The organism is Acinetobacter lwoffii (genome assembly GCF_029024105.1).
In the GTDB taxonomy this organism is placed as follows: domain Bacteria; phylum Pseudomonadota; class Gammaproteobacteria; order Pseudomonadales; family Moraxellaceae; genus Acinetobacter; species Acinetobacter lwoffii.
Map to the genome: position 1 here is coordinate 876,204 of NZ_CP118963.1, position 14,506 is coordinate 890,709.

At 42.6% G+C, this 14,506-nt stretch carries 12 protein-coding genes and 1 tRNA gene; 7 read left to right on the forward strand and 6 right to left on the reverse strand.

Going from position 1 to position 14,506, the window contains the following annotated elements; genetic code table 11:
* The first annotated feature begins 25 nt into the window (after positions 1 to 25).
* The 3 genes from PYW33_RS04125 to PYW33_RS04135 all read left to right on the forward strand — a co-directional run bounded on the left by PYW33_RS04125 (position 26) and on the right by PYW33_RS04135 (position 1,993).
* Positions 26 to 640 carry a GNAT family N-acetyltransferase gene (locus PYW33_RS04125; RefSeq protein WP_004645753.1) on the forward strand — a complete coding sequence of 205 codons (615 nt, stop codon included), beginning with the start codon at positions 26 to 28 and terminating at the stop codon, positions 638 to 640.
* Positions 641 to 718: 78 nt separating this feature from the next.
* On the forward strand, positions 719 to 1,570 hold the full coding sequence (folP, locus tag PYW33_RS04130) for a dihydropteroate synthase (RefSeq protein WP_004645752.1): 852 nt from the start codon (positions 719 to 721) through the stop codon (positions 1,568 to 1,570).
* A 108-nt stretch (positions 1,571 to 1,678) separates the two neighbouring features.
* Positions 1,679 to 1,993, forward strand: coding sequence for a DUF5713 family protein (locus PYW33_RS04135; protein WP_004645751.1), 315 nt, complete (start codon positions 1,679 to 1,681; stop codon positions 1,991 to 1,993).
* Positions 1,994 to 2,023: 30 nt separating this feature from the next.
* On the opposite strand, the gene PYW33_RS04140 is transcribed toward PYW33_RS04135, so the two are convergent.
* The 3 genes from PYW33_RS04140 to PYW33_RS04150 form a co-directional block, all read right to left on the reverse strand.
* Complete coding sequence (locus PYW33_RS04140; protein ID WP_004645750.1) at positions 2,024 to 2,710, reverse strand: hypothetical protein; 687 nt, start codon at positions 2,708 to 2,710, stop codon at positions 2,024 to 2,026.
* Between the two features lie 91 nt (positions 2,711 to 2,801).
* Positions 2,802 to 2,887, reverse strand: a tRNA-Leu gene (locus tag PYW33_RS04145).
* 170 nt (positions 2,888 to 3,057) lie between these two features.
* Positions 3,058 to 3,786: a hypothetical protein gene (locus PYW33_RS04150; protein ID WP_004645749.1), complete on the reverse strand. Its 729-nt coding sequence runs from the start codon at positions 3,784 to 3,786 to the stop codon at positions 3,058 to 3,060.
* A 174-nt stretch (positions 3,787 to 3,960) separates the two neighbouring features.
* On the opposite strand from PYW33_RS04150, the gene PYW33_RS04155 reads away from it, so the two are divergent.
* Positions 3,961 to 4,467, forward strand: a complete 507-nt coding sequence (locus PYW33_RS04155) for a hypothetical protein (RefSeq protein WP_004280554.1) — start codon at positions 3,961 to 3,963, stop codon at positions 4,465 to 4,467.
* Positions 4,468 to 4,508: 41 nt separating this feature from the next.
* Here the strand turns inward: PYW33_RS04155 and PYW33_RS04160 are convergent, their stop codons facing one another.
* From PYW33_RS04160 to PYW33_RS04170, 3 genes are all read right to left on the reverse strand, one after another.
* On the reverse strand, positions 4,509 to 4,787 hold the full coding sequence (locus tag PYW33_RS04160; protein WP_004645748.1) for a hypothetical protein: 279 nt from the start codon (positions 4,785 to 4,787) through the stop codon (positions 4,509 to 4,511).
* 66 nt (positions 4,788 to 4,853) lie between these two features.
* Positions 4,854 to 6,176 (reverse strand): polyamine export protein PaeA, encoded by a 1,323-nt coding sequence (gene paeA / locus PYW33_RS04165; protein ID WP_004280552.1) that lies wholly within the window; start codon positions 6,174 to 6,176, stop codon positions 4,854 to 4,856.
* 127 nt (positions 6,177 to 6,303) lie between these two features.
* A complete protein-coding gene (locus tag PYW33_RS04170; RefSeq protein ID WP_004280551.1) occupies positions 6,304 to 7,293 on the reverse strand; it encodes a LysR family transcriptional regulator in 990 nt (329 codons plus the stop codon).
* Between the two features lie 661 nt (positions 7,294 to 7,954).
* Here PYW33_RS04170 and PYW33_RS04175 point away from each other — a divergent pair.
* The 3 genes from PYW33_RS04175 (at position 7,955) to mgtE (ending at position 14,441) form a co-directional block, all read left to right on the forward strand.
* Positions 7,955 to 9,556: an isocitrate lyase gene (locus tag PYW33_RS04175; protein WP_004280550.1), complete on the forward strand. Its 1,602-nt coding sequence runs from the start codon at positions 7,955 to 7,957 to the stop codon at positions 9,554 to 9,556.
* Positions 9,557 to 9,813: 257 nt separating this feature from the next.
* Positions 9,814 to 12,912, forward strand: a complete 3,099-nt coding sequence (locus PYW33_RS04180; RefSeq protein WP_004645747.1) for a multidrug efflux RND transporter permease subunit — start codon at positions 9,814 to 9,816, stop codon at positions 12,910 to 12,912.
* A 188-nt stretch (positions 12,913 to 13,100) separates the two neighbouring features.
* Positions 13,101 to 14,441 (forward strand): magnesium transporter, encoded by a 1,341-nt coding sequence (gene mgtE / locus PYW33_RS04185; protein WP_004645745.1) that lies wholly within the window; start codon positions 13,101 to 13,103, stop codon positions 14,439 to 14,441.
* The last annotated feature ends 65 nt before the right edge of the window (positions 14,442 to 14,506 follow it).

A 14,506-nucleotide genomic window follows, 5' to 3' on the forward strand; every position in this document is an offset into this window, starting at 1 on the left:
TTAAAAATGAATACGAAAAATAAAAATGAATATGCCTGTTCTGGAATCCAGTGTTTATCAGCTTCGTCTTGAATCGTTGAGCTGGGAACATTTTTCTGATTTAGCCATCGCATGCGCTGAAGAAAATTTAGGCGAGATCTTATATAATTCAGTGCCTTATCTGCATAACTTAAAAAAATATTTTTCTCAGGCCTTTGAACAGCAAGCTCAAGGTGAACGGATGGCTTTTGCTGTCATCGATTTAAACTCCGGTCAAGCAATTGGAACTACCAGTTATCATGATATTAAGACGGAAATTCCACGTTTTGAAATTGGTTATACCTGGTATGCCAAGGGCTATCACAGAACTTATGTAAATCGCGCATGTAAGTATCTCTTGTTAAGACATGCTTTTGAAAGTTTAAACGTTCAGGTTGTCGGCTTTCGGACTGATCACTTGAATCTCCCTAGCCAGAAAGCGATTGAAGCAATAGGTGCCAAGCGGGATGGCATTATCAGGTGTCATATGCTGCGTAAAGATGGACACACTATTCGAGATAGCTACATCTATAGTATTTTAGAAAGTGAATGGTCAGATGTGAAAACATTATTACAAACTAAGATGATGCAATATTCCCGAAATAATTACTTCGAAATCTAGGTCCTGGCCTTATTCATCTTTGCTTTAATTAACTATCCATAAGACAATATCGGGGTTATTTTAAGTGAGTATTGAATCATGCAGTTGATGCCTTTGTTACCACATGTATGGACATTTGGTGATTTAAAATTGGACTTATCCCAGCCGCATGTAATGGGGATTCTCAATGTCACCCCGGATTCTTTTAGTGATGGTGGCCGGCATAATCAAAAAGAAGATGCAGTCGCCCGCGCACTGGAAATGATGGCTGAAGGCGCAACCGTCATCGACATTGGGGGTGAATCGACCCGTCCAGGTGCAGCAGCAGTAGAAGTGGAGGAAGAAATTCGCCGCGTGGTGCCTGTGGTTGAAGCTTTATCCAAACATAATATCATTCTCTCGATTGATACGTCGCAACCTGAAGTCATACGCGCAGCAGTTCAGGCCGGAGCGCATATCTGGAATGATGTCCGTGCTTTGACTCGGCCGAATGCATTGCAGACCGCAGCAGAGCTGAATATTCCAGTGATCATCATGCATATGCGCGGTGAACCGACCACCATGAACAATCTGGATCAATATGAAGATGTCACTGCTGATGTGATTCGTGAGTTATCCCAACGCGTTCAGGATGCCTTGGATGTGGGAGTGAAAGCGGAAAATATCATGATTGATCCAGGTTTTGGTTTCGCTAAAAATGCCCAGCAAAATCTCAAGCTGTTGCAAGAGTTTTATAAACTGACAGAAATGGGCTATCCGATTTTGTCTGCTTTATCTCGTAAACGCTTTATTGGGACAGTTCTAGATGGTGCAGCACCGCAAGAGCGTGCAATAGGTTCGGCAACAGCGCATTTGTTGAGTATTCAGCAGGGTGCATGTATGGTACGGGCACATGATGTTAAGGCTACAGCCGATGCGATTAAAGTCTGGCAAGCCATGCAAATGGCTTAGAAAGCGAGGCTGGGAAATCCCTACATTGGCAATGTTGTTTGGCTTTTAAGCAACAATATGCTATATAGGCACGCTTAGATTAGATAGTCATCCTTTAGAGTGCCTGTAATGTTTGCAGATTTACTTCTCCCCATGTTCGATGATGAGTATTATCCCGATATTCTGGTTGCTGAAATTAAGCAACACATTGAACGTTTTGCCCAAAAAGTCGCTAAATCAGGTTTGTCAGATCAAGAGATTTATCAGCTTGCCAATCTGACTGTGGCTGATATTAATGTCATGAAACCTCAGTTTGAAGATCTGGATTCATCTCTGGATGATACTGCTGCTGATTATATTGCTGAAGCCATGATGATGGTGGTGCAAGAGCACGGCCTGTTCGAGATTGAAATGGAAGAGCTAATTAACAATCGTGAATGGTGATTTAAGAAAACCCTGCAGCTGCAGGGTTTTTTATTGCCTGTTGAAATAATCTTTAAAGTTATTAAAGCGAATCGAGCCTAATAATAGTTGCTCTTCATTCATACATTGCTGATAAAGATTTTGGTAATAAGCCTGCAGATTTGACTGACCCTGAATCTGTTGTGGTGTTTTGGATCTGGACTGTTGATAAGCCCAAAAAGCCAGTTGCCGGAGTTTCTGCAACCTGATCTGATCAATTACGCTACAGGAACTTTTAAATAAAGGTTCCAAGGTCACAGCGCCAAAAGAGGAAAGCGCTAAAATGATCATGCTGATGATAACCAAAACATCCGAATGAATCAGATAGAGGTTGAACAATAAGCATAGAAAAATTGGAATTTGCAGATAGAGGCAATTTTGCAAACGCTGACTATAGGCTTTGGAGCTGTACTGTGCCTGATATTGTGCATGCCAGATATAAGGATAAAGCAGTGCCATCAGCACAATTAAGGTGACATTAAAGGCAATCGTGGCATTCTTGAAAAAATAATATTCCAGAAATACGGAGCTGAGACTACAGGCTACACAGACCAGAAGGGACAGTAAATTAATCGCGATAACAAACTGGATATTTTGCAAGGCATTAAATTTAAAGCGGCTATAACGCAGCTTAAGGAAAAAAGCGTCTGGATGACGTAATTGTAATGTAGCGAGATCAAAGTGTTTTAATTCTGACATGGGGATTTCGCGCTAAAAGAATAAAATTCAGGCACAAAAAAACCAGCCTAATGCTGGATTTTTTATTGCACCATTTTAATAAATATTAAAATGGTGCCCGAGGCCAGACTCGAACTGGCACGCTTTGTGGGCGGGGGATTTTAAATCCCCTGTGTCTACCGATTTCACCACTCGGGCATGTGCGCAATAATAGAGGACGAAATAAAGCTTGGCAAGCAAATTCCGAAATGATTGCTTTCTTTTCAAGCAATTCCGTGGCTTCTATTCTAAAAATCAGCAAATCAACGTTTTTTAAAATTCAATATTTGCAGATCTTTAAGATGGCCAATGAAAAAGGATAGAGAGAACTATGAATTTTCATCCAGATAGCTGTCGACATCTAGATGCTTGATCGTTTTACAATATTGATGCTCATATTTCAGCAGCCGCGTATATAACCCGGCATAGTGATTTAATTGCTGTTTTAGTTCGGCATACCGAGGATCATGGCTTGAATAAAAACGTAATTTTAGTCGGATCAGGCAGGTTTGTTTATAAGCCCAAAAACAGATTTTACGTAATTGTTGTAGCTGATAGTGCTCAGTATTTTTACTATTTTCCTTGAATAAATTTTCTCGATAAAAGCGCACAAAACCAAAGCTCACGCCAAAGAAGAATAAGCTCCACATCAGCAAACTGCTTTGTATAAAGACCAGATTTAAGGCTTGCATCAGAATCACAATAGCCATCTTGATTGGGGTATGCCGTAATAATTGATACAGCGAATAAGAAGAATGCTGAATCTGGTACAGAATCAAGGTGAGACTCAACATCAGGAACAGTAGAATGGCCAACATGGCATAACTCTGCGCCTGAAATTCGCTGATTTGCACAAAAGATTGCTGTACGAAATCTCCTAACATCAAACTGATGGGAACAAAAATCATGGCGGCCAAGGCCCAAGGAATTAAAAGCTTGGCTTTACCCCAGATTCCACGGATTTTAATCTGACTGTAAAACAGGTAATTTCCTTTAAATGCAGTCGGATATTGGCGCTTAAGTTGCTGTAGCAACAAAGTCACTTGCGTAGTGGGCATCATCCAGAGATTAATTTAATATATAGATGAAGCACTATAGTCGATTTTGCGCAAAATCGCAGAAGAAATGCAGTTTCAGAACGTAGCACTGTTTTAATCATGAAGATTTTAGTTTTTTAGCGACGAATTATGCGAAAATAGCCGATTCAAGATTTATTTTTTTAAGGACAGTTTATGACTGATCAATCTCCTCAGGCGTTAAGCGACATCGAAATTTTAGACATCCTGCAAAGTATGAAAAAGGATGAGCTAAATACTGAGGCGCAAGCAGCAATTCGTCAGGGTGGTAAAGCTGGTCGTCAGGAAGCGCATAAAGCAGCCTTAGTAGCATTGAATCAGTCATTTGAAGACAAATTTGTCGAAGCCGTATCTTTGGCTTTGGGTCTGAATGCAGCACAAATCAAAAAAATCCGTTATAAAAAAGACCGAATCCGTATTTTAAAAGCGCGCGGTATTGATTATATGGCGATTGATGGCGCTGAAACTGCGCAAGTGCTGTCACAAATTGCCCAAGCAATTGTGCGTGAAGATGCCATTGTCACCCATGACCTGCATAATATTTTCCCATTCTGGAAAGAAGGCTGGCCAATGGTGCAATTCGATAATGCCTACAAAATTTTAGAAGATGATATCCAGATTCACTATCAAGCCGTTCTTGAGGCTTTATTAGCAAAAATCTAAGCTATAACTAGATCTAAAAAAAAGCACCCAAAGGTGCTTTTTTAATCACGATATATCAGTGCAATCAGCCAGCTGATGGGCAGAATAAATAAACGCCACCACGTGATTAATGGCCAATAAAAATACTCTCCAAATCTCAAGGTCGAGTCGAAACCTTGACGGCGACGTTCATGCGGGTAGGGAATAATGAAAACTGTTAAAACCATCAGAATGATGGCTGCGAGTAAAAGCAGGGGATTCTGTTGTTTGGCAAAGAAGAAGTAAAACAAATAAAGGGCTGAATAAAAAAACAGACATGCCAATAATGCAGAAATATTCATCACTCACCTTATGGATTTTTTTATTAGAATAATTTTTTGAATAGAGGGCTAAAAAGAAGAACCAGATTAATCTGATTCTTCTTGAATAACTGAATTGGTTTCGATTAGGCGGGTCACCAGCAACTGGTCAATTTTAAAATGATCGACATCCACCACTTCAAACTTATAAGCACCAAATATCACGGCATCTGCAGGACGTGGAATCTTGCGTAATTTATACATCATGAAGCCAGCGATGGTTTCATAGTTCTCATCATCAGGCATTTCATCAATTTCAAGCGCATGCTTGATGTCTTCAATCGGCGTGCTGCCTTCAATCAGCCAGGAATTATTGTCACGTTTAATAATTTGCTGATCGGCTTCAATAGGCGTCACCCAGTCACCCATCACGGTAATCATAATATCAGAAAGGGTAATCACGCCAACGACCAGCGCATATTCATTAATGACGACGGCAAACTTTTCCTTGGTGGAACGGAAACGGTCCAGAACTTCCGATAAGGTCAAAGTGTCAGGAATAGTCAGGACATTACGGATGGTATTTTCATTGAGTTGCAGCAGCGACTGGTTGTTCAGAATACGCACCAGAATGTCTTTGGCGTCGACATAGCCAATCACACTGTCAATGTCATTGCTACATACCAGAAACTTGGAATAGGGGTATTCCGCCAGCTTTTGCCGAATACTTTCTTCCGGTTCATTTAAGGTGAAGAACACCACATTTTCACGTGTGGTCATACTCGAAGGCACGTTACGTTCTTCCAGCTCGAATACGTTTTCAATGAAATGGTGTTCCTGTTTCTGGAGCACGCCTGCCTGTGCACCGGCATCCATCACTGCAGAAATATCATCAAAAGTAATATTGTCATCACGAATAGTATTTACTTTAAACAGACGGAACAGCATGTTGGCAATCGCATTGATAAACCAAGCCAAAGGTTTGCAGACTTTAATGAAAATCTGAATTGGCTCGATGACTGAGACTGCGATCTTTTCTGGCGCAATCATGGCCAGACGTTTCGGCATCAGGTCTGCAAATAAAATAAATAATGAAGTGACGACCGTAAAGGAAAGCGCAAAGCTGATATTGTCAGCCCAAGGTCCTTGGTAAAAGCGGGAAACAAAATTATAAATATAAGGACGGAAGGCACCTTCACCTAAAATACCACCAAGAATGGCAACTGCATTTAAACCAATTTGGGAGGCTGCAAAGAAGTCTGCAGAATTTTCTTGTAGATCTAAAACTTTTTGAGCGCGATGATCACCCGACTCAGCCAGAATTTTGAGTTTGACTTTACGGGCACCAGCGAGGGCGATTTCAGTTAAAGATAAAAAACCGGCCCCCGTGATGAGTATTAAGATAATCACAATATTTTGTAAGAGGCTCACAAATCCACCTGTGGATGAATAGTATCTTGGGATATTTTTAACACAAAAAAAGACTTGAGGTGTAACAATGACATCTCAAGTCTTCGAAGTATAATCTTAAAAAATAAGAATTTAGAAGATTTTGAGTTTAATAATGTGAAAATTGAGAATTATTGCTCAGGAATTCACGGTTTTCTTCTTCAATCATCTGGCGGGCGACATATAAAATCAGCTGACGTAACCAGCGATGCGCCGGATGATGATGCAATAAAGGACACCATGCCATTTTCAATTCAAATTCAGGAATATAAAACGGCGGATCTTTGAGAATTAAATTGTGATTCTTGGCTTGCAAACGTGCAATGCGTGAAGGCAGTGTTGCGACCAGATCGACATTGGCAGCCAATAACCCCGGCATCTGGTAGTGACGGGTAAAGACTGAGATTTTACGTTTCTGGCCAATACGTTCTAAAGCCTGATCGATCCAGCCTAAACCGGCCTGTTTTTCAGGATTTACCCCGAAGCCAACACCCATACCGGTTTTGGAAACCCAGATATGCTGTGCATCCAGGTAACTTTTAAGGTTTAAGTTGCTTGCGGCAGGATGCTTGTTATTTAAAAGGCAAGAAAAGCTGTCACGCCAGACCAAAACCTGATGAAAACTTTGCGGGATTTCATTAAAACGGTTGATTGCCAGATCGACCTTGCCTTGTTCCATGTCACGATATGACACGTCACTTGGCGTCAGGAAGTCTAATACCACGTTCGGTGCTTCTGAACGTAGGGCTTTAACCAGACGTGGAACCAGCGTGGCTTCTGCATAATCCGAGGTCATGATCCGGAAGACACGATTTGAGGTATATGGACGGAACTCGGTACGTGGTTCTAGGATCATCGACAGATCAGCGAGCGCATCTCGAATGCGGGGCTGCAATTCTAAGGCACGTTCAGTGGGTGTCATGCCTTCAGAAGAACGAATCAGGAGGGGATCATTAAATAAATTGCGTAATCGGCGTAAGATGTTACTCATGGCAGGCTGGGTAACGCCCAGTTGTTCTGCTGCACGTGTGACATTTTTTTCGCGAAGAAGTACATCAAGATAAATTAATAGATTGAGATCGACCCGCTCCAGATTCATAAAAGAAATACCGAGAATAAATACAAGAAATTATGAAGATTATGCCATAATTGCCGGGCCTTGTGTAAAGCGTCGATGAAAAAAAGCCATGTGCTCACTGATAAAGTTTACAAAATTAACACAGGCTTAAGCTCCATTATTCAAAGTGTACATAAGAGAAAAGATGCACGTTAAATAGAATATCATTTAGCCTTTTTATAGAGGGAAATGAAAACCATCTTTTCGCTTTAAAAGAACATGAGAAAGGCTGTTCTTACGTTCAGTATTTGAGTGAAAAGTACACTAAATCGAGAATTCATCAAGTTGAATAAATCATCAAAGATCAGTATTTTTTAAAGATAAAAGGGCATAAACCCCATATCCAGACTTAAGTCTAATGAATTATTTTTAAGCAACATGTGGAAATTTTATCCATTTTTATTTTTAAATAAATATATATAAAACATAATCTTAATTTAATCTATCAAGATTGTAATAAGACTTTGATCTACTCATTTTTTAAATAAATACTGAAGATTCTTGCAGACTATTGGATTAATTTTCATAAGCCCACTAATCTTTAGCTATCCCAACGGATCGTCGAAAATCTGAACAAGTCATTGAGGGTGTGATTTGAGCGGTTCGTTGCAGAAAAATCCTAATATTATTACAGGAATATATCATGACTACATACCAAACAGCGATTGATGCAATCCGCGAATTAAAAGCGAAATTCGGTAACACTTGGGCAGACATCAGTCCTGAAGATGCTGCGCGTATGCAACTTCAAAACCGTTTCAAAACTGGTTTAGACATTGCGAAATATACAGCGGCAATTATGCGTCGTGATATGGCTGCTTATGATGCAGACTCTAGCAAATACACTCAATCACTAGGTTGCTGGCACGGTTTCATCGCGCAACAAAAAATGATTGCGAACAAAAAATACTTCGGTACAACTGAACGTCGCTACATCTACCTTTCTGGTTGGATGGTTGCAGCGCTTCGTTCAGAATTCGGTCCACTTCCTGACCAATCTATGCACGAAAAAACGTCTGTTCCTGCATTGATCGAAGAAATCTACACATTCTTACGTCAAGCTGACGCGAAAGAATTAAACGACTTGTTCCGTGCACTTAAAAAAGCACAAGAAGCGGGCGACACTGCTAAAGCAGCTGAAATCACTTCACAAATTGACAACTTCCAAACTCACGTTGTGCCAATTATTGCGGACATCGACGCTGGTTTCGGTAACGAAGAAGCGACTTACTTACTTGCTAAGAAAATGATCGAAGCGGGTGCTTGTGCACTACAAATCGAAAACCAGGTTTCTGATGCGAAACAATGTGGTCACCAAGCTGGTAAAGTAACAGTTCCACACGAAGACTTCATCGCGAAAATCCACGCTCTTCGCTACGCATTCCTAGAAATGGGTCTTGATGACGGTATCATCGTTGCACGTACTGACTCTGAAGGCGCTGACTTGACTCAAAAAATCCCAGTGGTTAAAGAGCCAGGCGACATCGCTTCTCAATACATTAGCTACTTAGACACAACTGAAATCGACATTTCAGAAGCTCAAGAAGACGAAATTCTGATCAAGCGTGATGGTAAACTTCACCGTCCTAAACGTCTTGCTTCTGGTCTATACCAGTTCCGTGAAGGCACGCAAATCGACCGCGTTGTACTTGACTGTGTAACTAGCCTACAAAACGGTGCTGACTTGCTTTGGATCGAAACTGCGACGCCTAACGTTGCTGAAATCGCTCACATGGTTAACCGTGTACGTGAAACAGTTCCAAATGCGAAACTTGTTTATAACAACTCGCCTTCGTTCAACTGGACTTTAAACTTCCGTCAACAAGCGTATGACCGTTGGGTTGCTGAAGGTAAAGACGTTTCTGCTTACGACCGTGCTAAGTTAATGAGCGCTGAGTACGATGCAACTGAACTGGCTGCTGAAGCTGACGAAAAAGTTCGTACATTCCAAGCTGACGCTGCTCGTGAAGCGGGTGTGTTCCATCACTTGATCACACTTCCGACTTACCACACAGCTGCACTTTCTACTCATGAGCTTGCTCAAGGTTACTTCGGTACTGAAGGTATGTTGGCTTATGTTGCTGGCGTACAACGTAAAGAAATCCGCGGCGGTATCGCATGTGTTAAACACCAAGCAATGGCTGGTTCTGACATCGGTGATGACCACAAAGAAATCTTCGCTGGTGACAATGCATTGAAAGCTGGTGATGATTCTAAAAACACAATGAACCAGTTCAGCGCTTAATCCGCTCAATTGATTCACCAAAAAACCCTGCAGATGCAGGGTTTTTTGTTTGGAAAAATGCTATTAATAAATAGGGAAGAGCAATCTCAAGAATATGCTCAAGAGGGATTATCCATAATTTCTCCATGATTGGTTTTTATCGCAGTTTTTATGTGTTTAATTCTTGCATTCTAGTGCTATGTCACTGAATATTTGGATATAGCATGCTTATGTTCTGCATCAATTTACCCCTATTTAATTAAAAGTGACCCGGACTTATGCTGTCTAAATTTTTTATCCACCGCCCGATCTTCGCTGGGGTACTGGCGATTGTTGTCATGGCAATCGGCTTGTTCGCAGTGATGAACCTGCCAGTGGAACGTTATCCGGACATTGCCCCGCCAAGGATAACGGTGGCAGCAACTTATAGCGGTGCTTCTGCAGAAACTGTGGAAGAAAGTGTGACTCAAGTGCTGGAACAGCAAATCAAAGGCATTGATCATCTGCTGTATTTCAGTTCGAGTAGTGATTCTTCAGGGCGCAGCCGGGTCAGTATTAGCTTTGAAAATGGCACCAACCCAGATACTGCACAGGTTCAGGTACAAAATGCGATTAATGGGGTACTAAACCGATTACCGGAAGATGTACAACGCCAAGGCGTTAATGTCTTTAAATCGCTCGGTGATACCCATATGGTGATCAGCCTGTATGATGAGTCGGGGCGCAGCAACAATATTGAACTTTCCGACTATCTGATGACCCATCTGGAACAGGACATTTCCCGGATTGAAGGCATTGGTGAGGTGGATGTTTTTGGTTCACAATATGCGATGCGGATCTGGCTGAATCCGGCAAAATTGAAACAATATAACCTGATGCCAAGCGATGTGCGTGCTGCGATTGAAGCCCAGAATACTCAGGTTGCTGCTGGTGCGATTGGTGATCTTCCCGCCATAGACGAGCAATACCTGAATGCCAAAGTTACTTCGGGTTCACGGCTAAAAACTGTAGAAGAATTCCAGAATATTATTGTCAAATCGGATCGTGCCGGCAGCTTTATTTATTTGAAAGATATTGCGCGGGTAGAACTGGGTGCTGAAAATTATCAGTCTTATAGTACCAATAATGGTTATCCATCGGCTGGTCTAGGTATTTCACTGGCGTCAGGGGCCAATGCCATTGCCACCTCTAATCTGATTAAAGCTGAAATTGCCCGCATTTCACAGCAATTGCCTGAAGGCTATAAAATTGCCTATCCACGAGACAATACGCCTTTTGTACAAGAATCAATTAAAGAAGTGGTCAAAACCCTGATCGAAGCCGTGATCTTGGTCATCATTGTGATGTTCATTTTCTTGCAGAACTGGCGTGCCACTTTGATTCCTACCGTGACTGTTCCAGTGGTGATTTTGGGTACGATGGCGGTGCTGTATGCACTGGGTATGAGTATCAACACCTTAACCTTATTTGCGCTGGTTCTGGCGATCGGCCTGTTGGTGGATGATGCGATTGTTGTGGTGGAAAACGTCGAACGGTTGATGCATGAAAAGCAACTGTCCGCCAAAGACGCTGCCCTGGAATCCATGCAGGAAATTAGTGGGGCACTGATCGGGATTACTTTGGTCTTAACCGCAGTCTTTATTCCAATGGCTTTTTTTGGTGGATCGACTGGCGTGATCTATCGCCAGTTTTCTATCACTTTGGTTGCGGCCATGTCGCTGTCTTTAATGGTGGCATTGATTCTAACCCCAGCATTGTGCGCGCTTATCCTAAAACCGAATCCTAAACCGGCAAAATGGGCGTCCTGGTTTAATCAGAAACTGGATCATTTAAAACATCATTATCTGAATTTGTCTAAACTCACCATTCAGCGTCAGGCGATTTGTCTACTATTGTTTGCTGGATTGATCGGTGTGTTTGCGCTGTTCTATCGTGCTTTGCCGACCAGTTTCTTGCCGAGTGAGGATCAGGGGATCTTAAGCTTGCAAATCAAATTGCAGGAAGGCGCTCCGATGAAAAATACCATTCAGATCGGTGAAGAAGTTCGTAAGTATTTTCTGGATCAGGAACAAGCCAACGTCAATCTGGTGATGATCCGTTATGGGCGAAATTTCTCTGGAACTGGTCAGAATTTGGCGACCGGTTTTGTGGCATTAAAACATTGGGATGAGCGTTCCGGTCAGGACAATACTGCACAAGCGATTCGTGAACGGGCTTTGAAGCATTTCCAGAGTAATCGCAATGCACAAATTAATGTGTCCATGCCAGCTTCAGTCAATGGTTTGGGACAAACCGATGGTCTGGATTTCTGGATTCGAGACATCAATGGCAATGGCCGGCAATATCTGGAACAACAATTTAAAGCGCTGGAAGCTCGGGCAGGCAACTATACGAGCTTTGAAAATCTGGGCAAGCGTTCTAATCCTGACAAAGCAGAGCTACGCGTCAATATTGACCAGAAACAGGCCATGGCCAATGGCCTGACCCAATCGGCAATCAACAGTACCTTATCCAGCGCCTGGGGCGGCAGTTATATTAATGACTTTATTGATCGCGGCCGGATTAAACGGGTGATCATGCAGGGTGATGCTGAATTCCGTTCTAAGCCAGAAGATCTGGCGCAGTGGCATGTGCGAAATGACCAGAATCAGATGGTGCCTTTTAGCAACTTCTCGCAAGTGGGCTGGAGTGGTGGCCCTGAAGTGGTCAACCGTTTTATGGGTTATACCGCATTGCAAATGGAAGCGGATCGAGCCAAAGACAGCAGTTCCGGCCAGGCCATGCAGGATGTGGAAGCTTTGATTGCCGAGCAGGAGGGAGTCGATGTGGTCTGGAGCGGTCTTTCCTTTGAGGAAAAACAGTCCAATAATCAGGCGATCTGGCTGTATCTGATTTCAATCGGTTTTATTTTTCTCTGTCTGGCGGCTTTATATGAAAGCTGGAGCATTCCAACTGCTGTGATGTCGGCTATTCCACTGGGGATTGGCGGCAATATTATTTTCAGTTATCTGGCTGGTTTCCCGAATGATATCTATTTCCAGATTGCCTTGCTGACCACCATCGGTCTGTCCTGTAAGAATGCTATTCTGATTGTAGAATTTGCTTCATTAGCGCAGCAACAAGGCAAATCGGTAGTAGAAGCCGCACTAGAAGGTGCGTCTTTACGTCTACGTCCAATTTTGATGACTTCTTTGGCCTTTGGCGCAGGGATTTTACCGCTGGTCTTTGCTACAGGCGCTGGTGCGGTGAGTCGTCAGGAAATTGGCGTGAGTGTATTTGGTGGTGTCATTTTTGGAACATTGCTGGTGCTGATTTTTATTCCATTTATGTATGTTTTAATTCGTCGCTTGATAAAGAAAAAACCAATTATTGAATAAATTTATGGTTTTTTTATAAAAAGCCTGACTCAGTCAGGCTTTTTTCTGGCTAAATATCGAGGATTTGATTAATACAAAAAATATCGTCATATTGCAGCATGATCATTAAAATTATTCACATGAAAAATTAGGATACAGGGATCAGGACAAACATCTCTTGAATGCCAGACTTTTATAATGAGCTGCTTATGCCGACAATTTCAGAAAAAATCCAGCATATCCAACAACAATTACATTCTGAAAATCACGCCAGCACTGTAAGTTTACTCAGTCAGCTGAATGTCGCCGATCAGGCGCGCATTTTAAGCCGTTTAGATGCTCGGCAACAGGCCCGAATTTTAAGGCAACTGAATGAACCGAGCTTGGTCTATGCTTTTATGCCCCTAGGGCAGCAGTTAAACGTGGCACAGCACTTATCTATTTCAGAACTTGTTCCCATTCTGGACGCAATGCCCTCTGATGATTTTGTCGATATTTATAAGCAGTTTTCGCCGCCGCTACAGCTGCAATTGATGAGCGCATTATCTGAAGAATCCCAGCAGACACTCAAAGATCTGGCCATCTATCCGGAAGGTACAGCGGGTGCCATGATGAGCTCAAGTTTTGTGACGCTCTCACCCGATTTAACCATGGATGAAGCGATACAGGCTTTACGTGTGGTGGCCGCCGGGCAGGAAACCCTGTATTTGATTTATATTGTCGATGCAGAAGAACGGCTGATCGGTGTGATTTCCTTAAGGCAGATCATACAGGCCTTACCTGAGCTGAGCATTGCCGAGGTGATGCAACGTGACGTCATTTCTGCTCAGGTAACAGATGATCAGGAAATTGTAGCTCGAGCCTTGGCCTACTATGATTTTATTGCTCTGCCTGTAGTTGATGCACAGCAAAAACTCTTAGGAATTGTCACCTATGACGATGCAATGGACATTGTCGAAGCCGAAACCACGGAAGATATTTTAAAGTCGGGTGCAGTAACGCCGTTGACTGAAATGAGCCTTAAAACTGCCCCGATTTTGACCCTGTATCAGAAGCGGGTCTTTTGGCTGGTCATTCTAGTTTTTGGCAGTCTGCTCTCTGGAATCGGCATTGCACACTTTGAAGAGATCATTGCCGCACATATCGTGCTGGTATTTTTCTTGCCGCTTTTGGTGGGGAGTGGCGGGAATGCCGGTTCGCAATCAGCCACCTTGATGGTGCGTGCTTTGGCCACAGGCGATGTCGAGTTCAAGGACTGGTTTAACCTGCTCAGTCGTGAATCGCTGGTGGCGCTATGTTTAGGTGGCACCATGGCGATTGCGGTATCCATTCTGGGTTATATTCGGGGAGATATCATGGTCGCTGTGGTGCTGGCCATCAGTATGCTCGGGATTGTGTTGATGGGCTGCCTGATCGGCATGAGTCTGCCTTTTATTTTAAATAAACTCAAACTTGATCCTGCCAGTGCTTCGGCGCCATTGGTGACTTCCATCTGCGATGCTACCGGTGTGATTCTGTATTTATTTGTGGCTTCCAAATTATTGTTTTAATTCACAGATTGATACAACAGCCTAGAAAAAATGCTTTATGCTCATGAAAATCAGCATTATTTCTG